The sequence below is a fragment of the Peribacillus sp. FSL K6-5616 genome, assembly GCF_038008245.1.
In the GTDB taxonomy this organism is placed as follows: domain Bacteria; phylum Bacillota; class Bacilli; order Bacillales; family DSM-1321; genus Peribacillus; species Peribacillus frigoritolerans.
This window is the reverse complement of the sequence record NZ_JBBOYT010000001.1, coordinates 1199156-1224945: the sequence shown is the minus strand read 5'-3', so window position 1 is coordinate 1224945 and position 25790 is coordinate 1199156. Positions and strand designations below refer to the sequence as shown.

Sequence of the window (25790 nt, the reverse complement as noted above, 5' to 3'; positions counted from 1 at the left end):
CTAGTCTTCCGCTATCCAGCTTCTTAATAATTTTGCAAATTCATCCGGCTTTTCTTTTGCAAGTTTCTCCAATTGTTTTCTTTTTAAGGATGCTTCCGTTTCCTTCTCTTTGTTCAAATCCGGAACTTCGAATACGACCTCTTCCTCTTCAACCACGTACTCCTCTTCCATTTCAGCTTGTTTTCGGGACCGGAGGAATAAGATTAATAGAATGATAATGGCAAGTATTAGCACTCCGCCGACGATGTACGCCCAAATTGGTAACGAAGGATTCGTTTCATCTTTTTGCACCTTCATTTTTCCGTTAAACGGCTGAACGGAAATCGCAATTTTATTATTAAGCTCCTCGTCCGTCAGTTCTTCCCCTTCAGCTTTTTTCTCGATTGTCGTGCGTATTATCGTACCTAGGATTTGTGTAATATCATTCACACTCTGTTGAGATAAAGAATCCGGATCGTCAGCTGAAGGCGGCTCGACCATGACTTGAATACCTAAATCTTTAACTTTATATGGGCTTTCGACTATTTCTTTCTTGATTCGGTTCACTTCACTATTTATCGTTTCATCCACTTTTTCATAATCACCGGAACCGTTTGTGCCTTCAGCATATTGGGTTCCCAATGAATCTGAGGAATCCTCACTTTGCGGAACGCCTCCTGCCCCCGCTGCGTCCCCGCTATACGATTCATTGATTCTTTGCGCAGAAATCTCAATCCCAGCCATATTTTCTTCATCGACCGGTTCAACTAAATTCTCTTCCCGATTTTCTTGAGTGAAATCGATGTCTGTCGTGACTGAAACTACGACTTTGTCTCTTCCCATTATCGTTCCAAGCATATTTTGTACCTGTCTTTGAATATCGCGTTCTATCTCTTTTTTTATTTCGTTTTGGGTAGCAAATGCGGACGCAAAAGAAGAATTTTGTTTTTCAAGATCGAAGTACTCAAACTCTTGGTTCATAATGACGATATTATCTGTAGGGAGATTCGGAACACTTTTTGAGACAAGATGGTAAAGGGAATTGATTTGACTTTCCTCAAATTTATAACCGGGTTTCGTATTCAATACAATGGATGCTGACGCTTCCCCAGCTGAATCACTGACAAAAACTCCTTCATCAGGAAGAGTGATCATTACACTGGCATCTTCCACTCCATCAATCTTTTTTATTAAACTTGCCAATTCCGTTTGCATCGAGTCCAATTTAATGACATTGAATTCATTTTCAGTCATGCCGATACCGGCACTCTGACTAAAAAAGGAATAGTCGATGCTGCCCGATTCCGGAATTCCTTCTGCTGCCAGTTCCACTTTAAGTGAATCCAGTCTTTCTTCAGGAACTTTTATGGTCGTTCCATTTTCAGAAACTTCATTCATAATCCCTTGACTGTCTAGATTCTCTTTAATGCTCCCCGTTTCCGATGGAGTTAAGTTGGAGTATAAGGGCACCAGCGTCGTACGCGTGGTTAAAATTGAAACCGTCGTAATGATGATGATAATTAATGCTGCTGAACCAACCATCATGATTTTTTGGTTTTTACTGCGGCTCGTCCAGTAAGCAGTTATTTTGTTTTTAAAATTCACTAGTACTTCATTCATTTAAATCCCCCGGTCAGTCTATGAATTTATGATTGGGGATTTCTTTTCCCCCTGGTCATTTTTCTCTATATTATCCAGGTTAAAAAATGAATGCTATATACTCATTCTCATCATTTCCTGGTAGGCTTCCACAACCTTATTCCGAACCTCTAATGTAGCCTGCATGGTGACACTGGCTTTTTGTGAAGCTATCATCACCGAATGAAGCTCAACATCCTCTCCATTAACCAATTTGGTTGTAAGGTCATCGGATGCCATTTGTGTTTCGTTGACTTTATTCATTGATTCTTTTAATACCGACGCAAAATCCCTCTGTGCTTCGTATGGTGTATTAGTATTTCTATGATCTTTTTTTAGTAGATGATTTGCATTGGTCACTGCCGAAAGAGAAATCCCCTCCATGACAACATCTCCTTTCAAAATTTTATTTTCCGATTTCCAAAGCTTTCATCATCATTCCCTTTGATGCATTTAGAACTGTCACATTCGCTTCGTATGAACGTGTGACACTCATTAAATCAACCATTTCCCTAAGTGGGTCGACATTTGGCATTTCAACATAACCATCTTCATTGGCATCAGGATGGGCGGGATTGTAATCCAGTTCAAAAGGTGTTTTATCTTCTACTATTCCAGTCACCTTCACTCCATTCCCTACTTCGCTCGTTTTTCCGGATGCTGCGTTTAAGAAACTCGAAAAACCATTTTCCTTACTTTGCAACACAACCGATTTTCTTGTGTATGGCTTCCATGTTTTCGATTCAGCGTTATATTCCGCCCTGGTCGTATCGGCATTAGCCATATTAGCAGAGATTACATCCATCCTAACCCTTTGACTCGTCAGGCTAGATCCGGTCATGTTTATACTTTGGAAGATCCCCATCACTTACCTCCTCTAATTACATTCTGCAATGATTGAAACTTACCCGAAAGCCTGTCGTTTACTGCATTATAGTAAATTTGATTGGCAGCAAGATCCGTCATTTCCTTATCAATGTCCACGCTATTTCCATTGTTGTTATATCGGACATTTTTCTGCGCCACGATGTGAGAAGCATGACTCCCCTCTGATTTGAAGGTAAAATGTCTTTCATCGGTACGATATGACTCGAGGGAAGATTCCAGCTCTGCCTTAAAGGACTTTGTTTTGTCAATATCTTTAGCTTTATAATTAGGCGTGTCCGAATTGGCTATGTTCTGTGAAATGACTTTTTGTTTTGCATTAGAATATTCAAGGCCATTTTCTAGTGATTGAAAAGTATTCGAAAATAATTCCATATCGATCACCTCTTTCTATAATTGACAGATAATTACTTTATCAATAAATTAGCCCAGCGGATTTACATTTTAATTTTAAAGAAACATTATAACTATGTCCATAAACAATACGTAGACTTTAGACCTATTATCGTCGAAATTTGTCATAAATTGCTCAAATTTGTCTTTTTTCTTAGTATCATTATACAGCTAATATTACGTAATCTTACATTTTAATATGATATTCTACATATTAACCAAATTTTACTTCTATTAACTTTTATATCATATCGAAAAACCCGCCTATATACCTGATACTTTAGAACTAATTTTCACATTTACTTTCAAATTTTTAATTTATTTTAGTTGATTTCACCCTTTAAAATAAAGGATTTATAAGAAAACAACGGATTGCTGCATTTTTTCTTTTTTGAAAAAAACCGTTTTTATCAAAATTTTGAACCATTCGACAAATTTCCCTAATGACTAAAACCGTTATCAATAGTCTTTTAAGAATCAAAAAGTTATCCTATCGTTCATTTACACCATTTCGACAGTTATAATAATATAATTACCCTTTATAGGAAATATTTAACTACTTTCTGCTTCAAACAGAAAGCATGCCCATATTCACATGTCCATTTTATCTGAATTACCTCTTTTCCCTCCCCCTGCCCTTCACCGTATTTACCTGTTTGTCCCGGACAGTAACACATCCAAATATCAAAAAAAGGCAGCCCTTTTTTTCAAGGACTGCCTTTCTATATGTTAATTATTTTTAAGCTTCTCTAATTCAAGAAGGAATTTATCGTTCAATACCTTGATATAAGTACCTTTCATTCCAAGAGAACGTGATTCAATGACCCCAGCACTTTCCAGTTTCCTTAGGGCATTTACGATAACGGAACGGGTGATGCCGACACGGTCCGCAATTTTTGATGCTACAAGCAGACCTTCATTACCTTTAAGTTCCTCAAAGATGTGCTCTATTGCTTCCAATTCACTGTAAGATAACGAGGAAATCGCCATTTGAACGACAGCTTTACTACGAGCTTCCTCTTCTATCTCTTCTGATTTTTCACGAAGGATTTCCATACCGACTACAGTCGCACCATATTCAGCCAAAATTAAATCATCATCGTGAAATTTTTCTTGTAAACGGGCAAGAACCAATGTTCCTAAACGTTCTCCCCCACCCATAATCGGTACGATCGTTGTTAATCCAGTTGAGAAAAGTTCCTTGTTTTCGACTGGGAAAGCAGTATATTCGCTTTCGATATCAAGATTCGAAGAGGTTTCAGGAATATTGAACAGGTTTTTTGTGTACTCTTCAGGGAATTGTTTATCTTCCAACATTTTGTACATGCGTTCGTTTTCAATTTGCTGACTTACTGCGATGCCAAGTAATTTCCCGCGGCGGCTGACGACGAATACATTTGCTTCGATAACTTCACTTAAACTCTCAGCCATTTCCTTGAAGTTAACTGCTTTACCTGCTGCTTTTTGGAGCATTGCATTGATTTTTCTTGTTTTTGCTAATAAGTTCATTTGATTTGTTCCTCCTAAAAATACCATGGTTCACAATAACTATGAAGTTGTATTTCCGTAATTTTATGTTCATTGCTTAGGCAAATCATTGCCAAAATTGTTTCTAATTAAAGGATAAACTGGCTTAAATCTTTGTTCCGGGCGATAGAACCAAGCTTACCTTCGACATATTGGGGCGTAATTGTAATCTTCTCCATCGTTATTTCCGGAGCTTCAAAAGATAAGTCTTCAAGCAACCGTTCCAAAATGGTATGAAGTCTTCTTGCACCAATATTGTCTGTGTTTTGATTTACTTCGAAGGCCACTTCTGCTATCTTACGAACAGCATCGTCAGAAAATTCAATTTCTATACCCTCAGTTTCCAATAAAGCAACATATTGTTTTAACAAGGCATTATCGGGTTCATGCAGAATCCGCACAAAGTCGTCTACAGTCAGTTTGTTCAATTCTACACGAATTGGGAATCTACCTTGTAATTCCGGGATTAGGTCGGATGGCTTAGCCATATGAAAGGCCCCTGCAGCAATGAATAGGACATGATCCGTTTTAACTGAACCATATTTAGTCACTACTGTTGAACCTTCAACAATTGGCAGGATATCCCTTTGGACACCCTCTCTGGATACATCCGCTGATGAACTTCCAGATTGCTTACTGGCAATTTTGTCTATTTCATCTATGAAGATAATCCCATTTTGCTCAGCCCCGTATACTGCATCTGAAGTTACTTCATCCATATCAATCAATTTTGCCGCTTCTTCATTTGTTAAAACGGTTCTCGCTTCACTTACTTTCAATTTGCGCTTCTTGCTTTTCTTCGGCATCAAGCTTCCTAAAGCGTCCTGCATGTTCATCCCCATTTGTTCCATTCCCGAACCTTGGAGCATATCAAACATAGAAGCAGCCTGTTCTTCCACTTCGACCGTTATCATTTCACTTTCCAGCTCACCATTAGCCAGCTTTTCAGCGACGATTTTTCTTTTTTCCTGCAAACTTAAATCTTCGGAATTTTCTTCCGGATCCTGTTCGTCTTGATTGTTATTGCCTCCAAAAAAGACTTCAAGAGGATTCTTGAAATTACTCTGTTTTTTAGTCGATGGCACTAATAGCTCTATTAAACGGCGATTTGCATTTTCTTCTGCCCGTTCCTTTACACTGGCCATCTTTTCTTCCTTCACGAGGCGGACGGAAGTCTCCACCAAATCACGGACCATGGACTCTACATCCCGGCCGACATACCCGACTTCCGTAAATTTCGTTGCTTCAACTTTTACAAAAGGAGCACCTACCAATTTAGCCATTCTCCGAGCTATTTCTGTTTTCCCAACACCTGTCGGTCCAATCATTAATATATTCTTCGGAACGACTTCGTCACGAAGTTGATCCGAGAGAAGGGAACGTCGGTAGCGATTCCGAAGAGCCACTGCCACTGCCCGTTTTGCCTCACGCTGCCCAACGATATACTGATCCAGTTTTTCAACGATTTGCCTCGGTGTTAAATTAGCTTTTTTTGACATTTGCGCTCCTCCTTACAACTCTTCCACGATTATATTCGTATTTGTAAATACACAAATTTCCGCTGCAATTTGTAAAGATGATTGAGCGATTTCCTTTGCCGATAAGTGGTCGCTGGAAAACCGCATTAATGCCCTGCCGGCAGCCAATGCATAATTCCCTCCCGATCCTATGGCGAGAATCCCGTCATCCGGTTCAATTACTTCCCCGGTGCCAGAAACGAGCAGTAAATGGTTCTTATCCATCACGACTAGCATGGCTTCAAGCTTTCTCAATACATTGTCACTTCTCCATTGCTTTGCCATTTCAACGGCAGCGCGCTGAAGGTTGCCATTATACTCTTCAAGTTTAGCTTCGAACATCTCAAATAAAGTGAAAGCATCTGCAACGGAACCAGCAAAACCTGCAAGGACATTACCATTAAAGATTTTTCTTACTTTCCTCGCTGTATGCTTCATCACTACTGAATTTCCTAAAGTAACCTGCCCATCACCGGACATGGCACATTCACCTTTATGATGCACTGCAAATATCGTTGTCATAAAGTGTCCCCTTTCAACATTTAAGGCCGCGGATGTGATGCATTGTAGACTTTTTTCAATTGGTCTTTTGTAACATGCGTATACACTTGCGTTGATGAAATTTTTGAATGACCAAGCAATTCCTGAACCGTGCGAATGTCCGCCCCATTATTCAATAGGTGTGTAGCAAACGAATGCCTTAGCATATGGGGATGAAGACTTCCATCTGCGGCTGACTTTTTAATCAATTCATTCAATATATAGCGAACTCCCCTAGGTGTCAGAGGGTCTCCACGAAAATTAACAAATAAATAAACATGCGCCTTGGCGTCAGACGAAGTCAATTCCATCCTGGCTGTACGTATGTATAAATCTATCGCTTCCTGTGCATATCTACCAACCGGAACGTAGCGATCTTTTTTTCCTTTTCCATGGATCAGTACCGTCCCTAAGGAAAGATCGATATCCTGCAGTTTAATATCACAACATTCACTTACGCGAATGCCTGTAGCATACAATAATTCCAGTAAGGCATTGTTCCTTATTCCTATCGGTGAATCTTTCTTTAAAGAAGAAAACAACTGATCCATTTCCTTCTCATAGAGAAAACGTGGCAGTCTTTGATCCTTTTTAGGTAAAGAAGCAAGGGAAAAAGGGTTATCCTTCACATCACCTTCACGCAGTAAAAATTTATAAAGGCTCCGCAAGCAAGAAGTTTTTCTTGCAACAGTGCGCTTAGAAAGTTTTTTCTCATATAAATTCGTTAAATATAACCGGACATCAAGATATTCAACGGACGTGATGTCCTCAATCCCCTGTTCATTAAGGAACAGGAAAAATTCGTGAATATCACGTTTGTAATTTTCAATGGTGTAATGTGAACTGTTCTTTTCAATTTGTAAATATTCGATGAAGGATGATAATGCCTTTTTTTGATTAATCATGGAAACACCTCGCAAAGGCTAATAAATAGTATCATACTTTAAAACAGCAGGCAAATATTTTACAAATTTTTCACAAAGTTCTGAATTGTGTCCAAAGCGCGTTTAGCATGCGTTTCATTCCGCTCTTTTTTGGATTTGATTCTCACTTCAAGGTCAGGAAGCAATCCAAAGTTGGCATTCATCGGTTGGAAGCTCTTACCATTCGTCGACGTTATGTACCTTGCCATACTGCCCATCGTCGTCTCCGCAGGGAAAATGATAGGCTCCAAACCTTCGACGATCCTTGCAGCATTGATACCTGCGACAAGTCCCGACGCAGCCGATTCAACATACCCTTCAACGCCAGTCATCTGACCAGCAAAGAATAAATCATCCCGATTCTTGAATTGGTATGTTGGCTTCAAAACATTAGGTGAGTTTATGAAAGTGTTTCGATGCATGACCCCATAACGTACAATTTCCGCATTTTCCAATCCGGGTATGAGCTGCAATACTTCTTTTTGCGGCCCCCATTTCAAATGTGTCTGAAAACCAACAATATTGTAAAGTGTTCCTGCCGCATCATCCTGACGCAATTGAACTACAGCAAAAGGGCGTTTTCCCGTTTTGGGATCTTCTAGGCCAACAGGCTTCAATGGACCAAATAACATCGTTTTCTTCCCACGTGATGCCATCACTTCAATCGGCATGCAGCCTTCAAAAAAGATTTCTTTTTCGAATTCTTTAAGCGGGACTGTTTCAGCAGCAATCAATGCATCATAAAAACGGTCAAACTCTTCTTCCGTCATCGGACAGTTCAAATAAGCTGCTTCCCCTTTATCATAACGGGATTTCAAATATACTTTATCCATATTGATGCTGTCTTTTTCAAGAATTGGTGCGGCAGCATCATAAAAGTACAAGTATTCTTCATCCATGATTTGCTTTAAGCTATCAGATAGTGACTGACTTGTAAGCGGACCGGTTGCAATGACGGTAGGACCTTCCGGAATTTCCGTCACTTCTTCATTAATGACCGTCACATTTGGATGATTTTTGACCCTTTCCGTAACAAGACCGGCAAATTCATGACGATCAACGGCTAATGCACCGCCAGCCGGTACAGCACAAGCATCCGCTGCTGACATGATGACCGAATCCAGTATACGCATTTCTTCTTTTAATACACCAACTGCATTTGTTAACGTATTTGCCCGAAGTGAATTGGAACAAACAAGTTCAGCGAATTTATCGGTATGATGGGCTGGCGTTTGTTTTACAGGGCGCATTTCATATAGATCGACTTTAATTCCTCTTTTAGCTAACTGCCACGCCGCCTCACTTCCAGCAAGCCCAGCACCGATTACACTTACTTTTGTTTCTTTCATTTTTCGAACCTCCATGTATAGATATGATAAGACAGGATCATTTATCATTAAAACTGCTTTCCAGAAGTTTCATTTTTAACGATATCTATGTATTTATACCCGAAATACTCATTCCTGCTAACGATTATTTTAAAAATATGCCATCCTTATTTACTAAAAGGGTAACGGACGCAAATAGGAATTATATCTTTAAAAGAATGTACTTGTCCACTGAATTTTACATCACAAGGCCTAAATAAAAAAGTTTCAAGCTTTATCCATTTTCTTCTTGGAAGTAAATCCACCTATCACCATGATATCATACTTCCCTGAACATAAAGAAACCCGGCAGATGCCGAGTCCATTTATATTTAGGGTTTTTCAATAGTTCACAAGGAAAGTAAACGATTTCAAGGCCTATTCTATGCTTGGGGCATTTCTTTAAAATCACAATCCATGCACTGGACCTGGACACCTTTTTTGAGTTTTTTCTCAACAAGTGTACCTTCACATTTTGGACAACTCCGCGGCAGCGGTTTATCCCAAGATATGAAGTCACATCCAGGGTAAGTATCACACCCGTAAAATATGCGGCGTTTTTTACTTTTCCTTTCAATGATATTTCCTTCTTTACATTTTGGGCATTTGACACCGATTTCTTTGACGATTGGTTTGGTGTTACGGCAATCCGGGAAATTACTGCATGCCATGAACTTTCCATAACGTCCCATCTTAAAGACCATCCCATGTCCGCACTCCACGCAATCTTCACCTGCAGGTTCATCTTTGATTTCAATTTTCTCCATCTCGACTTCGGCTTTAGCCAAATGAATTGCAAATTCTTTATAAAATTCATCGATGACCTTAATCCATTCAATATTGCCTTCCTCAACGCTGTCAAATTCCTGTTCCATCTTGGCAGTGAACTCTGCATCGAGAATATCCGGGAAGAATTCGCGTATCAATTCGAGAACGATCTCACCAAGCTCTGTCGGGATGAACCGTTTATTATCCAAGGTAACATAGCCCCGTTTTTGGATCGTATCCAAGGTAGGCGCATATGTAGACGGACGGCCTATTCCCAGTTCCTCTAGGGTCTTGACCAGACGGGCTTCAGTATATCGGGGCGGAGGCTGTGTGAAATGCTGCTTCGGCTCGATATCTTTTGAAAAGAATTGATCTCCTTTTTTCACATCAGGAAGTGCATTTTCCTTTTCTTCCACCGAGTCATCGGACCCTTCAACATATACCTTCATGAAACCCGGAAATTTAATTTTTGAACCATTAGCCCTGAAGATGACATCCCCGTTATGCAGGTCGATGCTCATCGTATCCATGACCGCCGAAGACATTTGACTGGAAACGAATCGTTCCCAAATCAATTTATAAAGACGGAATTGATCTCTGGATAAGAACTCCTTGACTACGCCCGGTTCACGTAATGTGCTTGTTGGCCTGACGGCTTCATGCGCGTCCTGGGCATTAGTTTGTTTTTTCTCCTTGCGCTGCTCGACCTGAACATATTCTTTACCATAACTATTTTGAATGAACGTATGGACTTCCTCTTTGGCACTATCTGAAATCCGGGTCGAATCGGTTCTCATATAAGTGATTAACCCGACTGTACCTTCCTTGCCAAGCTCGATTCCTTCATAAAGCTGCTGAGCAAGCATCATGGTTTTCTTCGCACGGAAATTCAATTTACGTGCCGCTTCCTGTTGCAGGGAAGAAGTTGTAAAAGGTGCTGCTGGATTACGCCTTCTTTCCTTTTTAGCCACAGCTCCTATCGTAAATTCGCCGCCATTTAAAGAAGCGAGCACTTTTTTGACGTCCTCTTCGGTATTTAATTCCTTCTTCTCGCCGCCAAGGCTGAAGAAAGAACCTTCAAACTGTTCTTTTCCTTTTACAAAATCAGCCTTGATTGTCCAATACTCTTCCGGGATAAAATCTTTGATCTCCTTCTCCCGGTCAATGATCATCCGTACAGCAACCGATTGGACCCGTCCCGCGCTTAAGCCCTTTTTCACTTTTTTCCACAATAACGGGCTTATATTGTATCCGACCAAACGGTCCAAGACCCTTCTTGCCTGCTGAGCATCAACCAATTTCATATTTATTGGCCTTGGCGATTTAAATGATTCCTTGATAGCCTCTTTCGTGATCTCGTTGAATACCACGCGGCAATCTGAGTTAACGTCAACATCAAGACTGTGAGCCAAATGCCAGGCAATTGCTTCCCCTTCCCTGTCGGGGTCAGCCGCGAGATAGATTTTTTTCGCTTTTTTTGCAGCAGTTTTCAATTCTTTTAAAACCGGGCCTTTGCCGCGGATAGTTATATATTTAGGTTCATATTCATGTTCAACATCGACACCCATTTGACTTTTAGGCAAATCACGTACATGCCCCATGGAAGCCTTTACTTTATATTTTTTTCCCAAGTAACGTTCTATTGTTTTCGCCTTTGCGGGCGATTCCACAATCACTAAGTATTCTGACATCCAATAAATCCTCCTCAAAGAGGTAATATAAATCTTCACTATTATTAATCATTCAAAAATCATTTGTCAACACCTCTTTACTTTTCAAAGCATGCTGATTCATTTATTTCTAGTTTTTTGACAAGAGGTGCCATTTGCAAAACTTATAACAGTTTTACAATATTTTCAACCTTTTTGTCTAATAATTCAACCCACCCTTCAAAAAAAGCACCTATTTTTTCAATTTTCCCGTTTGATTCTCCGTCTATCTTCTATATTATATTGTTCAAAACTCTTCCTCGATCTGCCTGGAGCTAAAAACAAGTTTGGCACCATCATAAATCAATTGATTGGTACCCAGTGATTCAGGGCTCGTAACATTACCAGGAAGCGCAAATACTTCCCTGCCGTGTTCCAAAGCAGCTTGTGCCGTAATAAGAGAACCGCTTCTTTCTTTTGCCTCTACCACGAATACGCCCTGTGATAATCCGCTGATGATTCGATTCCTAAGTGGAAACATCCATGGTTCCGCCTTCACTTCCGGTGGAGTCTCAGATATAAGCAGGCCTTTATTCATGATTTCTTCAGCAAGGGTAAAATTGGATTTCGGATATATTTGCTTAAGCCCTCCGCCTAAAACCCCGATCGTATCTCCGCCTTCCCTTAATGCGATCTTATGTGACTCTGCATCGATTCCAGCCGCCATTCCGCTTATGATCACGAACTTTTTCTTTACAAGCGGTAATAGAATCGTTTTTAAGGCCTCCAGCCCATACGAGGTTGGCTTGCGTGTCCCAACAACACCTAGGGTATTCTTTCTTGTTAAAAGCTTCTTATCACCTTTAAAATAAAGAACCCACGGAGGATCGAATATTTGCTTTAGCAAAAAAGGATATTCATCATCGAAGATCGTTAAACAATGGATTTGGCTATCTTCGTATTTTTTAAGTTTTTCGATGGAATGGAGTGAATGTAAATCTTTGAGAAAGAGGTTAAGCTTATTTGAAGGGATAGGGAGCATTTTTGCCCATTCAACGTAATTCGTCGTGAACAGGGAAGATAATGATGGGTCTTTGGACATGATTGCTTGGATTGTTTTCCATCCTGCTCCGCGGCAATGATGGAGATGGATTAACTTTTCTTTTTTATTCAATCGGAAACGCCCCTAATCGGATATTTTTAAAGGTAGGTTGATAGTGATGTACTTGGTCTCTCCCGAGGAAATTCGAGGAAATAAAGACCGACCCAAAAAAAGGTCGGCCCAGCTTAAATCAATGTGTTTTACAAGGTTCGTAAATATCTTTTTCTTTTAAAACGGAAATCAATGTTTCTCCCATTACGGATGGAGTTTCGGCAACTTTAATTCCACATTCGTTCATGACGCGGATTTTCTCGTCAGCCGTCCCTTTTCCTCCTGAGATAATGGCACCAGCATGTCCCATGCGTTTACCGGCAGGAGCCGTACGGCCACCAATGAAACCAACAACTGGCTTAGTCATATTTTCCTTCACCCAGATTGCCGCTTCTTCTTCCGCCGTTCCGCCGATTTCCCCGATCATGATCACCGCATGTGTTTCCGGATCTTCATTGAACGCTTTTAAAACATCAATGAAATCCGTTCCGTTAACGGGATCTCCACCGATACCGACAGCCGAAGATTGCCCGATGCCTGCTTGCGATAATTGGTGAACAGCCTCATAAGTCAAAGTTCCAGAACGAGAAACTACGCCTACATGGCCTTTTTTGTGGATATACCCTGGCATGATACCAATCTTACACTCTTCAGGAGTAATGACACCTGGGCAGTTCGGTCCGATCAAGCGAGTTTTTTTGCCTTCCATGTAGCGCTTCACCTTGACCATATCCAGTACAGGAATATGTTCCGTGATACAAATGGCAAGATCAAGTTCTGCGTCTACGGCTTCAAGAATTGCATCGGCAGCAAATGGTGCCGGTACATAGATAACAGATGCACTCGCACCGGTTTCAGTGACAGCTTCGGAAACTGTATTGAATACAGGTACCCCTTCCACTTCTGTTCCACCTTTACCCGGAGTGACTCCCCCTACGATTTTCGTGCCGTATTCCAACATTTGTTTTGTATGAAATAATGCTGTTGCACCAGTGATTCCCTGAACGATCACTTTCGTATCTTTATTAATATAAACGCTCATTATGTTCCCCCCTGCCTATTATCCTACAAGTGATACTATTTTTTGTGCTCCATCTGCCATTGATTCAGCAGCCGTAATATTTAAACCTGACTCTTTTAGAATCTTTTTGCCAAGGTCCACATTCGTTCCTTCAAGACGAACAACAAGAGGGACATCCAGTCCAAGCTCTTTGGCAGCAGCCACGACGCCTGTAGCGATGATGTCACATTTCATGATTCCTCCGAAGATATTAACGAAGATGCCTTTAACATTTTGATCGGAAAGGATGATTTTGAAAGCCTCTTTTACTTTTTCCTCAGTGGCGCCGCCACCAACGTCAAGGAAGTTAGCCGGATCTCCCATATAATGTTTAATGATGTCCATCGTCGCCATAGCAAGCCCGGCACCATTAACCATGCATCCGATATTTCCGTCAAGCGATATGTAACTTAGGCCATGTTTTGATGCTTCAATCTCTTTCGCATCCTCTTCATCCAAATCACGGTACTCCGCGATGTCCTTATGGCGGTAAATCGCATTATCATCGAAGTTCAATTTAGCATCAAGCGCCATTACATCGCCGTCACCCGTTACCACTAATGGGTTGATTTCTGCGATTGAGCAATCCTTTTCAACGAAAGCTGTATATAGGTTAATCATCAGTTTGGAAGCTTTATTTATAAGTGGAGCCGGAATATTGATATTGAATGCAATCCTCCGTGCTTGGAAACCAGTCAGGCCTACAACCGGATCGATTACTTCTTTGAATATTTTCTCTGGTGTCTTTTCGGCCACTTCCTCAATTTCCGTACCGCCTTCTTCAGAAGCCATCAATACGACACTGTCCGTAGCACGGTCAAGGACAAGCCCGATATAATACTCTTTCGTAATGTCGCAGCCTTCTTCAATAAGTAAACGCTTAACTTCCTTACCTTCAGGTCCCGTTTGATGGGTCACCAGTGTCTTGCCAAGAATCTCTTCTGCATATGTACGTGCTTCATCAAGATTCTTTGCTACCTTGACTCCGCCGGCTTTACCGCGGCCGCCCGCATGAATTTGAGCTTTGACGACAACAACTTCCGTACCTAACTCCTTCGCTGCTTCAACTGCTTCATCAACAGTAAAGGCAACCCGGCCATTTGGAACGGATACCCCGTATTGTCGCAATATCTCTTTCCCCTGATACTCATGGATATTCATTTCCCATCCTCCTTATCTACTAAAAAACAACCTTGAAATTTAATGCGTGTTTTCTCTATCATATTACAACAAAATTCTCCCTCGTGCATAATATTCTTTCACATAATTTTTAAAATATTATTATAATATACTTCCTTACCCTTTAAAAAAATAGAAAAAACCTTCTGCGCCGTTGTGTTTTTTTCTTATTAATATCATTTGTTTCGGATCTGCAATTCTAGTACAAAAAGAGTCATATTTCTATCAAAAACACTTCCATGAAAGCCTTTTCAATTTATTGATCCAAAGATATTCTCATGAAGAACTACGGTTATCCTGGTCTTGATTCAAAGGAAAAGCAAAAGGACAAAGCCATGGCGCCTTGTCCTTTAACAAATAGTTTAGTATTTTTTTAATATAATGAAAAATCGTCGGTAATTCCCCTAAAATTCTACATAAACCAACAGAAACCCATTGGTGAAACCAGATGGTTAGTCTCCTACCGATTCATGTCCTTGTCAACTTTATAAATGAATGCAAATACCTCTGCAACAGCTCCATACAATTCTTCAGGAATCGTTTGATTTATATCCAATTGACCTAAAAGTGCAGCAAGCGATTCGTCCCTTTGGACCGGTATATCGAGTTTCATGGCCTTTTCCATAATAGTTTCAGCCGTTTTCCCTTTCCCTTTGGCCAATATGACGGGCGCTTTGGATGTCTTTTGATCATACTTTAAAGCAATGGCTTCTTTTCGTTTATCATTTATCATATTCGAATATCCACTCCACTATATGAACCTGCTTCTGTAAAAGGAATCGGTTGCCCCCTAAGGTCCCGCTCTTTTTCATATACGGGATTTACAAACGAAACTCCTGATAATCTGTAATCCATTTTCCCAAGATTCTCTCTCAGGATGTCAAGGTATTGACCGGCTGCCTCTTCAAGGGTTTCACCATGCCCATTGATGACCGTCACTTTTATGATTCGGTTTTGAACCTGCATGTCGATGACCGTCTCTTCAAGGTGCTCCAACTCTAAATAAAATAGGACTCGGCAGTAATCCGGGTCTATTTTGCCTTCTTTTGTCTTCCTTCCGCTCCATTGTAACGTCAGATCCGTTTTAGTAGATCCCAGATTGAGTGGAATTGTAAGGAGTAAATTCTGAATCGGCCCGTTTTCCTGTGAAAGGATCTGTTGCGCAGTAATCCGATTCAGGATTTGTTTTGCCCTTTCCTTGATAGCTGCCGGAATTTGCTCATTCAGCAATTTAAGCAGCAGTGGTTTAAGTGTCTCTAAATCATTGGGAAAATCCGCCAAATCATCTCCTGGAAGATTAATGAGTGCATGTTCCAGCTGGAGTCCAAGGATCTTGGTCATTTCTTTCAGTTGGTGTGCGACAGAAGGTCCATGGGTGAAATCGATTGTTTGAAAATCAGCTGCCAATACATGTGAAAGGACCAGCTTCTCATTAATCCTAGTGGATTGGGCCTCAGGAGGCTTATTAAGCGACCGAAACAGTAATTCAGCAGCTTTACCCTTCGACTCAGCTACTTGCTCTGTGTCCTTATTCAAGTAGCCTATAAGGTCATTCGCTTCTATTTTTCCGTCTACTGCCTTTGTAGCTATCGCTTCGGCAAAAGCATTCTGGAGTAAATGAAAGGCAAGAGGGGTAAGTTTTTCTGCAGAAATGTTTTTTCTCTGCATCGAGTGGATATCAATCGGCAGTTTTGCCTTCTCATGATCATGACTATTCAATATGCGGTTAATAGCCATTTCGATTTCTTCAACTTGTGCAAATGCTCCGCCTTTAGCTGCGGAAAGCAGCTGCAATCCTTGGTGTAATTTATCAATCGCTGAATTTTTAGGAATACCGGACCTAACCTCAGCTCCATCCATTAAACTTTCCAGAAAGACGGATTCCGTCATTCCCTTTGGAACGAAACCCGTCTTTTGAAGCAGGGAAAATGCCCCGGATTTCATTTCTGGCGTTGAATCGGAATTCAGCCAAGCGGTCACAAGTTTTTGTAAACCGATTTGTTGAAGCTGGTTCTGTTTGGCAACATGTAAAGAGTCCAATACCTCCATTAGCTTGGAGGCAGTCCTCGTTACTGCCCCACCATCCTGCAGCTGCTGCCTGAAGCCACTGAGGAGTTTGTGGAAAGGTTCACCTTTGGACTGCGTAAATAATGCATCAAATACACCTTTTACAAAAGGCAGTTGCTGAATGAACATTGTTTTTATTACAGGCAGACCAACTTCTGCAGCATCAGCAGCTTTTAACCATCGCAAAGCGGATTGAAAAGTTTCCTTGGTTATCGGAAGGCGGTTTGTCAGCAGGTATTCGGCAAGCTTGGTTGCGGCCGGTTCAGGTTTTATGCCGAGGTGAGCGATCAATTGTGCAACTGTTCCCTTTAAGCCAGAAACGTTTAAATTGGGGGAATCTAAAGCTTTTAACACGACACACCCCTCAATTTGTTGCTGCACTTGAAACCAATACTTCACTCCTGTACGAAGCGGGATATCAAGAGTGGCAACCATTTTTTGATGGCCAACCTGTACCTCGGCCGTTTGGTTAAGAAAAAACTTATTCACCTTCCCGAAAAGGATTTGCCCGTTTTTCAAACTCGCAGTTCCTTTTATTTCAATGGGTGAAGCTACGGGTTGACTGCTTTTTATGGATTGCACCACTCATCCCCCCCTTATTCCTTCGTTCGTGCAGCGATTTCCTTAACCGGTGCAAAACTTCTTCTATGCCAAGGTGTAAGCCCGTGTATGTCGAGAGCTTCTAAATGTTGGCTTGTCCCGTAACCCATGTGCTTTTCAAAACCATATTCCGGATATTTTTCACCATATTCCTTCATCATCCTATCACGAGTCACCTTGGCTATTATGGATGCCGCAGAGATGCTAATGCTTCTTGCGTCCCCCTTTATGAGCGAAAGCTGGGGAATCGGCACATCCAGTTCCATCGCATCGATCAACAAATGATCCGGAAGTTCTGACAGATCGTTCACTGCAGCCACCATTGCCTTTTTCGTAGCTTGATATATATTGATTTCATCAATTACTTCGCTATGTACAACACCTACACCTACGGATATCGCTTCCTTAAAAATCATCTCATAAAACTGTTCCCTTTTTGACTCCGGAATCTTTTTAGAATCATTAAGCCCTGGCAAATAAAAAGAATCAGGCAAGATGACTGCACTTGTCACAACCGGTCCTGCAAGAGGTCCTCTTCCCACTTCATCGATGCCAGCGAGAATGGAAAACCCTTGTTTCCGTAATTGCCTTTCAAACTCTGTCATTTCCGTGAAAGCATCCCTTACCTGTTGTTCTTTTTCATAAGTTCTTTGCCATTTGTTTACTAAGTCGGTTACTCCCTTCCGTCCGTCCTCCCGGCATTTCTGTAAAAATGAATCTTCCGGCTCTCTTATCGTCTTTAACTTTAAGGAGATTTCCTTAATGCTCATTGCAGTTATCATCTTTTATCACCCATCATATTAATTATCGGCAGTCTTGCTTCTTTTCTACAGTTCAGACAAAAATACGGAGCGGAAAAGAGACATCAAAAAGAAAAAATCTTTTCGACATCCAACTCCAGCTCCGTATTACAACACTCAAGTCAATGTTAATCTTATTCGGGGATATCATCCTTTTCATAATCTGAAGGAACCTCGAACGTAAGCGGGCCCATCTTTTCTGAACGGATTTCACGTACGACCAACTCTGCGGTTTTGTCATAATCGATGAAGCCCCCAGATGCTAAACAGCCCCTGAACTTTCCGACAGCATCGAACAATTCGAGCGTTTCCTGTGGAATTACATCCAGGTTATAACGGGATTTCAATCTTTCCGGATATTCTTTTTCCAAAAAGCGAAGGCCATATAATGAGACTTCGTGCAAGTTTAAAATCGTATCCTTGATCGCACCTGTCAAAGCAAGCTTCAAACCTACTTCTTGATCCTCGAATTTCGGCCAGAGAATCCCCGGCGTGTCGAGCAATTCCAATTCCTTACCCACTTTTATCCATTGCTGCGCTTTCGTGACTCCAGGTGTATTTCCTGTTTTGGCAATGTTCTTTTTGGCAAGTCGATTGATTAAAGTCGATTTCCCCACGTTCGGAATGCCGACTATCATGGCACGGATCGCTCTCGGCTTTATTCCTCTTGATTCCATCCGCTCATACTTTTCTTTTAAAAGATTTTTGGATGCAGCTGTAATCTGGTTTAAACCGTTTCCTGCCTGTGAGTTAATGGCAATCGCCGTTTTCCCCTGCGATTTATAATGTTCCAGCCACATATTCGTTTTTGCCGGATCGGCCATATCAGCTTTATTCAAAAGGATGACCCTCGGTTTATGCTGAATGATTTCGTCGATCATCGGATTTCGTGAAGATGCCGGAATCCGGGCATCCACAAGTTCAAAGATGATGTCGATCAGTTTTAATTTCTCTGTTACTTCCCGTCTTGCTTTGGCCATATGGCCAGGGAACCACTGTATTGTCAATGGAATCCACCTTCCTACTATTCCGCCAATCGAAAGTCTTCGATCGGCCAATAAACTAATTTAGTTTTTCCTAACACTTTATCGTAAGGAACGACACCTACACCAATATGGCGGCTATCCTTGCTGAAACGGCGATTATCCCCCAGGACGAATAGGTGATCTTCAGGCACCGTTCCTTGTTCTATTACATCACTTAATGTAAAAGGTTCCGTCAAAGCCCCGCCATCAATCAATTGTTCTTTATATTCATCCAAGTATGGCTCATCATAAGCTTTTCCATTCACGTAAAGAGTATCATTTCTATATTCAACTTTTTCCCCTGGCAATCCGATGACCCGCTTTATGTAATCTTTGCCTTCTGGAGCTTCGAAAACGATAATGTCGAATCTTTTGGGTTCGCCAATCGAATAGGAGATTTTATTAACGATCATGCGGTCCGTATCCTTTAATGTCGGCATCATGGAATTGCCGTCCACAACAATAGGAGCCAGGAGGAAATAACGAATCAGCGTCGCCGCTATAACCGCGATTATGACCGCCTTTGTCCATTCCCACAATTCATTTTTCTTTTTCGCCATCCTTATCCACCCTTTTTGAAGCATATCAACAATTATTTTAACATGTTGCGGACGCTATAGCGAGCAGGATTCTATATAGCTTTCACCCTATGTGCATTCATCGTTTCTTAAAGTGCAAAAAGGGAGCCTGATAAACAAGCTCCCTTTTTTTGCATGATACTGTTTGGTTATTCACCTTATGTGGATCATGGTAAACCCGCATGAAGATATTCGAAGAATTAACGACGAATTTCTTTAATACGTGCTTTTTTACCACGAAGTTCGCGTAGGTAATAAAGTTTCGCACGACGTACTTTACCGTGACGGATAACTTCTAGTTTCGCAATTTTTGGTGTGTGAACAGGGAAAGCACGTTCTACTCCAACGCCGTAAGAGATCTTACGTACTGTGAAAGTTTCACTAACTCCGCCGCCACGACGTTTGATTACAACGCCTTCAAACAACTGGATACGTTCGCGAGTTCCTTCAATAACCTTTACGTGTACACGTACTGTGTCACCAGGTCTGAATGATGGAAGATCTGAGCGAAGTTGTTCTTTTGTGATTTCGTTAATAAGATTTTGCATCGATTTCAACTCCTCCTGGACGCTCTTGCAAATACTTATTGTTTGCAGCGGAACATCGTTATAAGACTGAGCATTTTGCCCAAGTCACAAGGTATATCCTATCATACTCTAAACGTCGATGCAATAGGCATCAGTCTTCTTTTTTAATCTCGGACAATAATTTTTTTTCAACTTCCGATAGTTCATAACTATCGAGCAAATCCGGACGTCGAATCCAAGTTCTTCGCAGAGATTCCTTCATCCGCCATTCATCGATTTTTTTATGATTCCCGGATATTAGCGGATCGGGAACTTTCATTCCCCGGAAATCTGCAGGTCTAGTATAATGGGGATGCTCTAACAAACCAGAAGAATAGGAATCAAGGATCGGGGAGTCAACATTTCCCAAAACGCCCGGCAGCAAGCGAACAACGCTGTCAATAATGACCATTGCGCCCAATTCCCCGCCTGTAAGCACAAAGTCACCAATAGATATTTCATCCGTTACGACATGCTCCCGGATGCGCTCATCATACCCTTCATAATGCCCGCAAATGAAAATGAGATGTTCTTCTTCAGCAAACTCTTCGGCTTTTTTCTGCGTGTAACGCTCTCCCTGAGGACAAAGGAGGACTACCCTTGGGGTTAGCTCACCTTGTCCTTTAAGAGCTTCCACAGCATCAAAGATCGGCTGTGCCTTTAATACCATTCCAGCACCGCCTCCATAAGGATAATCGTCTACTGTCGAATGCTTATTATCTGCATAATCTCGAAAATTGGTCACCTTATAGCTGACAGCCTGCTTTTCCGCAGCCTTTTTTAAGATTGACGAACCAAATACCCCTTCGAACATTTCTGGAAAAAGCGAAAGCACATCGATTTTCATCAGTCTAAAAGTCCTTCCATAGGTGTAATGATGACCTTTTTAGCGGAAATATCCACTTCTTTAACAATTTGTTCAATATACGGGATCAGGATGTCCTTACTGCCAGCTTTCTTAATGACCCAAACATCATTGGCACCAGGCGTAAGAACCTCAACGATTTCCCCAACTTCCATTCCTTCATCCGTAAATACCGAACAGCCGATGATTTCATGGAAGTAGAACTCACCTTCGTCCAATTTACCAAGCTGTGCCTCCTTCACTTTCAGGACCCCGTTTTTAAATGCCTCGACCTGTCCGACGTTATAATAGTTCTCGAACGTCAATAGGTTAAAGTTTTTATGGGTGCGATGCGACCTGATGATGAGGGGCAAAGGTTTTTTCTCCGTGTCCCTAAACAGATACAGAGTATTTCCCACTTTGTATCGTTTTTCTGGAAAGTCTGTTGAAGAAATTACACGGACTTCTCCTAAAAGACCATGTGTGTTGACAATTTTACCTACATTAAACCATTTTTCCATTCTTTCACCTCTAACGAATTTCCGAGACGATTCCATCTTTTATGACAATGGTCTTCGTTGCCATGATTTCGTCCCAATCTGCCCCAATTTCCACATCAATGATACTTTGAACTTCCCGTTCCTTCAATTCACTACCTGCGGGAAGGATCTCCAACTGCTCCATCTGAAATTCAAGCAGTTTTATTTTTTCTTGCCTCTGGTTTATTTCTTTTTCAAAATGAGCACGGAGACTAGCAGGTTGGAGAGTTCTTGTTTTTTCAAGTTTTTTCAGTTCAAAGCGAAGCTGTTCACTCTCTTTTTGAAGCTGAAGGCGTTTTGACTTGTATTTCTCGAGGAGCTGATTCTTGCTGGATTCCGTTAATACTTGGTTAACGATTACATTTTGGAGAATTTTCATTCCAGCACCTCCTATTATCTATGATTTCTTATTTCCTTCAAAAAATATGTATGATGGGGTAATCTTTTTGAAATGGGGGTCATTCTCTTAAGTATAACGTAAATCGGTAAAAGATGCGTCTTAAAAAGGCGTAAAGTTTAAAGTCCGGGTCTATTCAATTAGGATCCAAGTCGAAATTTCACTTTCTTGAAGTACAAAAAAAGGAGGGGTATTAACCCTCCTTATTCGGAAATCTCCAAATAGATTTTCTTCTGCTGTGAAGATCCTGCTGCATATACCACAGTCCGAATCGCCTTAGCAACACGCCCTTGTTTACCGATCACCTTGCCCATATCCTCTTTATGAACGGAGAGGATATAAACAATCCGGTCGGATTCTTCCTTGGAGGTCACGATGACCTCTTCCGGATAATCCACAAGTGCTGAAACAATCGTTTCAATAAGTGCTTTCATCAACTACCGTCGATTACTTGCTGTTTTTTGCAACATGGAATTTTTCCATGATGCCTTGTGTAGAGAATAAGTTACGAACTGTATCAGATGGTTTAGCTCCATCTTGTAACCATTTAAGAGCAAGCTCTTCGTTGATTTCAACTTTAGCTGGTTGAGCAACCGGGTTATAAGTTCCTACCACTTCAATGTAACGTCCGTCACGTGGTGAACGAGAATCTGCAACTACAATACGATAGAAAGGAGATTTTTTAGCTCCCATACGTTTTAAGCGAATTTTTACTGCCATTTTAAATAAGCACCTCCGAATAGTTTCACACAAGATAGTATAATATCAAATGTCTTGCATGTTTGTAAAGGTTTTTTTCTTAACAGGTAAAAAAAGTGTTGAAATACATGGCTTCGACCCGTATTCGCCTCAGTTTAGACCTGAAATAAACCTTACATGAACGGGAATTTGAATCCCTTTTTCTTTCCTTTTTGCATGTTCGTGACCTGTTTCATCATCTTTTTCATTTCTTCGAATTGCTTCAGTAGACGGTTCACTTCTTGAATCGATCTGCCGCTTCCTTTTGCAATCCGTTTCTTGCGGGATGCATTCATGGTTTCCGGATGTTCCTTTTCATGCGTTGTCATTGAACGGATGATAGCTTCAACATGACCGATCTGTTTCTCATCGATCTGAAGGTTGTCCATCCCTTTCATTTTATTCGCACCGGGAATCATTTTCAGAATATCATCAAGCGGTCCCATATTCCGCACCTGACCAAGCTGATCAAGGAAATCATCAAAGGTAAAAGTGGCGGTACGCATCTTTTTCTCTAATTCTTTCGCTTTTTCTTCATCTACATTGGCCTGTGCTTTTTCGATAAGGGTCAATACATCACCCATGCCGAGGATCCTTGACGCCATCCGCTCTGGATGGAACGCTTCAAGTGCATCCAATTTTTCACCCATACCGACGAATTTGATCGGCGTGTCGGTGACTGAACGAATTGAAAGTGCCGCACCACCACGTGTATCCCCATCAAGTTTCGTTAATACGACTCCTGTCAGGCCTAGCTGTTCATTGAAGCTTTGGGCTACATTGACCGCATCCTGACCTGTCATCGCATCGACAACCAGGAAGATTTCATCAGGTTTTGTCAACTCTTTGATATCCTTCAGTTCGCCCATCAAGTTTTCATCCACATGAAGACGGCCTGCGGTATCAATCAACACATAGTCATGATGTTCTTCCTTAGCTTTTTCAATTGCCTGTTTGGCAATTTCAACAGGGCTGACCTGGTCCCCAAGGGAGAAAACAGGCATGCTTAATTGTTTGCCAAGTGTTTCGAGCTGCTTAATCGCCGCCGGACGGTAAATATCAGCCGCAACGAGCAATGGCTTGCGGTTGTATTTTTTTCTAAGAAGATTGGCAAGCTTTCCGGTGGTCGTCGTTTTACCAGCACCCTGAAGACCTACCATCATAATGACAGTCGGTGGTTTCGAGGCAACGGCAATCTTGCTCTGTTCGCCGCCCATCAGCTCAGTCAATTCTTCCTTAACTACTTTAATTACCTGTTGACCGGGGGTTAAGCTTTTCAGCACTTCCTGACCTACCGAACGTTCACTGACACGTTTTACAAAATCCTTCACGACTTTAAAGTTAACATCCGCTTCAAGCAGGGCCAATCGAACTTCACGCATCATTTCTTTAACGTCCGCTTCGTTGACCTTCCCTTTTCCACGGATCTTTTGCATCGTGCTCTGCAGTCGGTCGGCCAATCCTTCAAATGCCATATTGCCGCCTCCTAATCCAACTTCTCAAGCGTTGTGATTGCGTCTAGCAGCTTCTCTTTTGAAAAGGATTCCTTTTCTATGAGTCCCTTCATATTCGCAATCCACTGGTTACGCTCTTGAAATTTTTGAAATAACAATAGCTTTGCTTCATATTCCTCAAGCATCGCTTCTGTTCTTTTTATATTATCATAGACTGCCTGCCTACTGACTTCGTATTCATCGGCAATCTCGCCAAGAGAGTAATCATCCAGATAGTAGAGGGACATGTAGCTCTGCTGCTTCTCTGTTAACAACGATTGGTAAAAGTCATACAAATAATTAATCCGCGTTGTCTTTTCAAGCATCTTAGCAAGCCTCCCTGCTGTTAAGTGAAAACCCTTTACAAGTTTATATTGTAAAGCCTTGTTTATTTGATGTCAAGTTAAACTCCTTACCACGTGTTTGCAAAGCATTATTTTTTCATTTCCCGCTTCTTTTTTGGACCTTTCTTCAATTGGTCCTCCAATTATCATGGTAAAAAAACCAGAAGAGAATGAACTCTTCCGGCTTACAATTTTCCCTTAAACCTCTTCTTTATCGATGATATCAGCAAAAAGGCCATAAACATATTTCTCGGCATCGAATTCCTGTAGATCATCCATTTTTTCACCTAGCCCGACAAATTTAACGGGAATGGCCAATTCATTGCGAATCGCCAAAACAATTCCACCTTTTGCGGTGCCATCAAGCTTTGTTAAAACAATACCGGAAACATTTGTCGCTTCCTTGAATGTCTTGGCCTGGATAAGGGCATTTTGCCCAGTTGTCGCATCAAGGGCAAGCAGCACCTCGTGTGGTGCACCTGGTACTTCACGTTCAATTACACGTTTCACCTTTTCCAATTCCTTCATTAAATTCACTTTATTCTGCAAGCGACCGGCAGTGTCACAGATAAGGATATCCGCTTTTCGTGCCTTGGCGGCCTGAATGGCGTCGAACATGACAGCTGCTGGGTCAGAGCCTTCACCCTGTTTGATTACACTGACACCGACACGCTCACCCCAAACCTCAAGCTGTTCAATCGCACCGGCACGGAAGGTATCCCCTGCAGCCAATACGACAGATTTTCCTTCTGTTTTGAATTTGTGGGCAAGTTTACCAATGGTCGTCGTCTTACCTACCCCATTAACCCCTACAAACAAAATGACCGTCAAACCTTCTTCTTGTATATTCAGGCTAGAAGTCGCTTCATCATCACCTTGGTAGATTTCAACAAGCTTTTCGGAAATAACGGACTGCACTTCCCTCGTATCAGAGATATTGCGAAGCTTGACTTCCATTTTTAATTGATCAATCAGTTCCATCACAGTATCAAAGCCTACATCAGCCTGTATCAGGATTTCTTCAAGTTCTTCAAAGAAGTCCTCATCCACTTTCCGATAACGGGCAACAAGTTCATTAACCCTTCCAGTAAAGGAATTCCTCGTCTTTGTCAAACCTTGTTTGAATTTTTCCCCAATGGATACTTCTGCTTCAACTGATTTTTCTTTTTCTTCCTGAGTAGTAAATTTCTCTTTTAACTTTTTGAAAAAACTCATTGTCCC

At 41.4% G+C, this 25790-nt stretch carries 27 protein-coding genes; all 27 read right to left on the bottom strand.

Going from position 1 to position 25790, the window contains the following annotated elements:
* The 27 genes from fliF to ftsY all read right to left on the bottom strand — a co-directional run bounded on the left by fliF (window position 1) and on the right by ftsY (window position 25784).
* Window positions 1-1599: a flagellar basal-body MS-ring/collar protein FliF gene (gene fliF, locus MHB45_RS05925; protein ID WP_072272719.1), complete on the bottom strand. Its 1599-nt coding sequence runs from the start codon at window positions 1597-1599 to the stop codon at window positions 1-3.
* Between the two features lie 93 nt (window positions 1600-1692).
* The gene (gene fliE / locus MHB45_RS05920) at window positions 1693-2001 is read right to left on the bottom strand and encodes a flagellar hook-basal body complex protein FliE (protein ID WP_053087411.1); all 309 of its coding nucleotides are present in this window, start codon (window positions 1999-2001) and stop codon (window positions 1693-1695) included.
* Between the two features lie 22 nt (window positions 2002-2023).
* Entirely contained in the window at window positions 2024-2482 is a 459-nt protein-coding gene (gene flgC, locus MHB45_RS05915) for a flagellar basal body rod protein FlgC (RefSeq protein WP_072272718.1), read from the bottom strand.
* Complete coding sequence (flgB, locus tag MHB45_RS05910; RefSeq protein WP_048684866.1) at window positions 2482-2877, bottom strand: flagellar basal body rod protein FlgB; 396 nt, start codon at window positions 2875-2877, stop codon at window positions 2482-2484. The genes flgC and flgB overlap by 1 nt, the downstream gene beginning before the upstream one ends.
* A gap of 747 nt (window positions 2878-3624) precedes the next feature.
* A complete protein-coding gene (gene codY / locus MHB45_RS05905; protein WP_034313657.1) occupies window positions 3625-4404 on the bottom strand; it encodes a GTP-sensing pleiotropic transcriptional regulator CodY in 780 nt (259 codons plus the stop codon).
* A 107-nt stretch (window positions 4405-4511) separates the two neighbouring features.
* Entirely contained in the window at window positions 4512-5921 is a 1410-nt protein-coding gene (hslU, locus tag MHB45_RS05900) for an HslU--HslV peptidase ATPase subunit (RefSeq protein ID WP_048684871.1), read from the bottom strand.
* A 12-nt stretch (window positions 5922-5933) separates the two neighbouring features.
* Window positions 5934-6461: an HslVU peptidase proteolytic subunit gene (gene hslV, locus MHB45_RS05895; protein ID WP_048684874.1), complete on the bottom strand. Its 528-nt coding sequence runs from the start codon at window positions 6459-6461 to the stop codon at window positions 5934-5936.
* A 20-nt stretch (window positions 6462-6481) separates the two neighbouring features.
* Window positions 6482-7384: a tyrosine recombinase XerC gene (gene xerC / locus MHB45_RS05890; RefSeq protein ID WP_048684877.1), complete on the bottom strand. Its 903-nt coding sequence runs from the start codon at window positions 7382-7384 to the stop codon at window positions 6482-6484.
* Window positions 7385-7443: 59 nt separating this feature from the next.
* Complete coding sequence (gene trmFO, locus MHB45_RS05885; RefSeq protein WP_048684880.1) at window positions 7444-8751, bottom strand: FADH(2)-oxidizing methylenetetrahydrofolate--tRNA-(uracil(54)-C(5))-methyltransferase TrmFO; 1308 nt, start codon at window positions 8749-8751, stop codon at window positions 7444-7446.
* A gap of 401 nt (window positions 8752-9152) precedes the next feature.
* A complete protein-coding gene (gene topA, locus MHB45_RS05880) occupies window positions 9153-11228 on the bottom strand; it encodes a type I DNA topoisomerase (protein WP_048684883.1) in 2076 nt (691 codons plus the stop codon).
* Window positions 11229-11493: 265 nt separating this feature from the next.
* Window positions 11494-12360, bottom strand: a complete 867-nt coding sequence (gene dprA / locus MHB45_RS05875) for a DNA-processing protein DprA (protein ID WP_048684887.1) — start codon at window positions 12358-12360, stop codon at window positions 11494-11496.
* A 118-nt stretch (window positions 12361-12478) separates the two neighbouring features.
* Window positions 12479-13381 carry a succinate--CoA ligase subunit alpha gene (sucD, locus tag MHB45_RS05870; protein WP_048684890.1) on the bottom strand — a complete coding sequence of 301 codons (903 nt, stop codon included), beginning with the start codon at window positions 13379-13381 and terminating at the stop codon, window positions 12479-12481.
* Between the two features lie 18 nt (window positions 13382-13399).
* Window positions 13400-14560, bottom strand: a complete 1161-nt coding sequence (gene sucC / locus MHB45_RS05865) for an ADP-forming succinate--CoA ligase subunit beta (protein WP_048684894.1) — start codon at window positions 14558-14560, stop codon at window positions 13400-13402.
* Between the two features lie 478 nt (window positions 14561-15038).
* Window positions 15039-15311: an EscU/YscU/HrcU family type III secretion system export apparatus switch protein gene (locus MHB45_RS05860; protein ID WP_048684899.1), complete on the bottom strand. Its 273-nt coding sequence runs from the start codon at window positions 15309-15311 to the stop codon at window positions 15039-15041.
* Window positions 15308-17227: a hypothetical protein gene (locus MHB45_RS05855; RefSeq protein WP_340907490.1), complete on the bottom strand. Its 1920-nt coding sequence runs from the start codon at window positions 17225-17227 to the stop codon at window positions 15308-15310. The genes MHB45_RS05860 and MHB45_RS05855 overlap by 4 nt, the downstream gene beginning before the upstream one ends.
* 14 nt (window positions 17228-17241) lie before the next feature.
* Entirely contained in the window at window positions 17242-18024 is a 783-nt protein-coding gene (locus tag MHB45_RS05850; RefSeq protein ID WP_226990470.1) for a ribonuclease HII, read from the bottom strand.
* 155 nt (window positions 18025-18179) lie between these two features.
* Window positions 18180-19052, bottom strand: a complete 873-nt coding sequence (gene ylqF, locus MHB45_RS05845; protein WP_048684908.1) for a ribosome biogenesis GTPase YlqF — start codon at window positions 19050-19052, stop codon at window positions 18180-18182.
* A 17-nt stretch (window positions 19053-19069) separates the two neighbouring features.
* Window positions 19070-19630, bottom strand: coding sequence for a signal peptidase I (gene lepB, locus MHB45_RS05840; RefSeq protein WP_034313700.1), 561 nt, complete (start codon window positions 19628-19630; stop codon window positions 19070-19072).
* Window positions 19631-19848: 218 nt separating this feature from the next.
* Window positions 19849-20196 (bottom strand): 50S ribosomal protein L19, encoded by a 348-nt coding sequence (gene rplS, locus MHB45_RS05835; protein WP_034313702.1) that lies wholly within the window; start codon window positions 20194-20196, stop codon window positions 19849-19851.
* Window positions 20197-20326: 130 nt separating this feature from the next.
* Window positions 20327-21061, bottom strand: coding sequence for a tRNA (guanosine(37)-N1)-methyltransferase TrmD (trmD, locus tag MHB45_RS05830; RefSeq protein WP_048684912.1), 735 nt, complete (start codon window positions 21059-21061; stop codon window positions 20327-20329).
* On the bottom strand, window positions 21061-21579 hold the full coding sequence (rimM, locus tag MHB45_RS05825) for a ribosome maturation factor RimM (RefSeq protein ID WP_034313708.1): 519 nt from the start codon (window positions 21577-21579) through the stop codon (window positions 21061-21063). Before rimM ends, trmD begins: the two co-directional genes overlap by 1 nt.
* A 10-nt stretch (window positions 21580-21589) precedes the next feature.
* Window positions 21590-21976, bottom strand: coding sequence for a YlqD family protein (locus MHB45_RS05820; RefSeq protein ID WP_034313711.1), 387 nt, complete (start codon window positions 21974-21976; stop codon window positions 21590-21592).
* 221 nt (window positions 21977-22197) lie between these two features.
* Window positions 22198-22428 carry a KH domain-containing protein gene (locus MHB45_RS05815; protein ID WP_048684915.1) on the bottom strand — a complete coding sequence of 77 codons (231 nt, stop codon included), beginning with the start codon at window positions 22426-22428 and terminating at the stop codon, window positions 22198-22200.
* A 13-nt stretch (window positions 22429-22441) separates the two neighbouring features.
* Window positions 22442-22714: a 30S ribosomal protein S16 gene (rpsP, locus tag MHB45_RS05810; protein WP_048684918.1), complete on the bottom strand. Its 273-nt coding sequence runs from the start codon at window positions 22712-22714 to the stop codon at window positions 22442-22444.
* A gap of 152 nt (window positions 22715-22866) precedes the next feature.
* The gene (ffh, locus tag MHB45_RS05805) at window positions 22867-24207 is read right to left on the bottom strand and encodes a signal recognition particle protein (RefSeq protein WP_034313716.1); all 1341 of its coding nucleotides are present in this window, start codon (window positions 24205-24207) and stop codon (window positions 22867-22869) included.
* An 11-nt stretch (window positions 24208-24218) separates the two neighbouring features.
* Entirely contained in the window at window positions 24219-24551 is a 333-nt protein-coding gene (locus tag MHB45_RS05800) for a putative DNA-binding protein (protein WP_034313718.1), read from the bottom strand.
* A gap of 216 nt (window positions 24552-24767) precedes the next feature.
* Complete coding sequence (gene ftsY / locus MHB45_RS05795; RefSeq protein WP_034313721.1) at window positions 24768-25784, bottom strand: signal recognition particle-docking protein FtsY; 1017 nt, start codon at window positions 25782-25784, stop codon at window positions 24768-24770.
* Window positions 25785-25790: the final 6 nt, after the last annotated feature.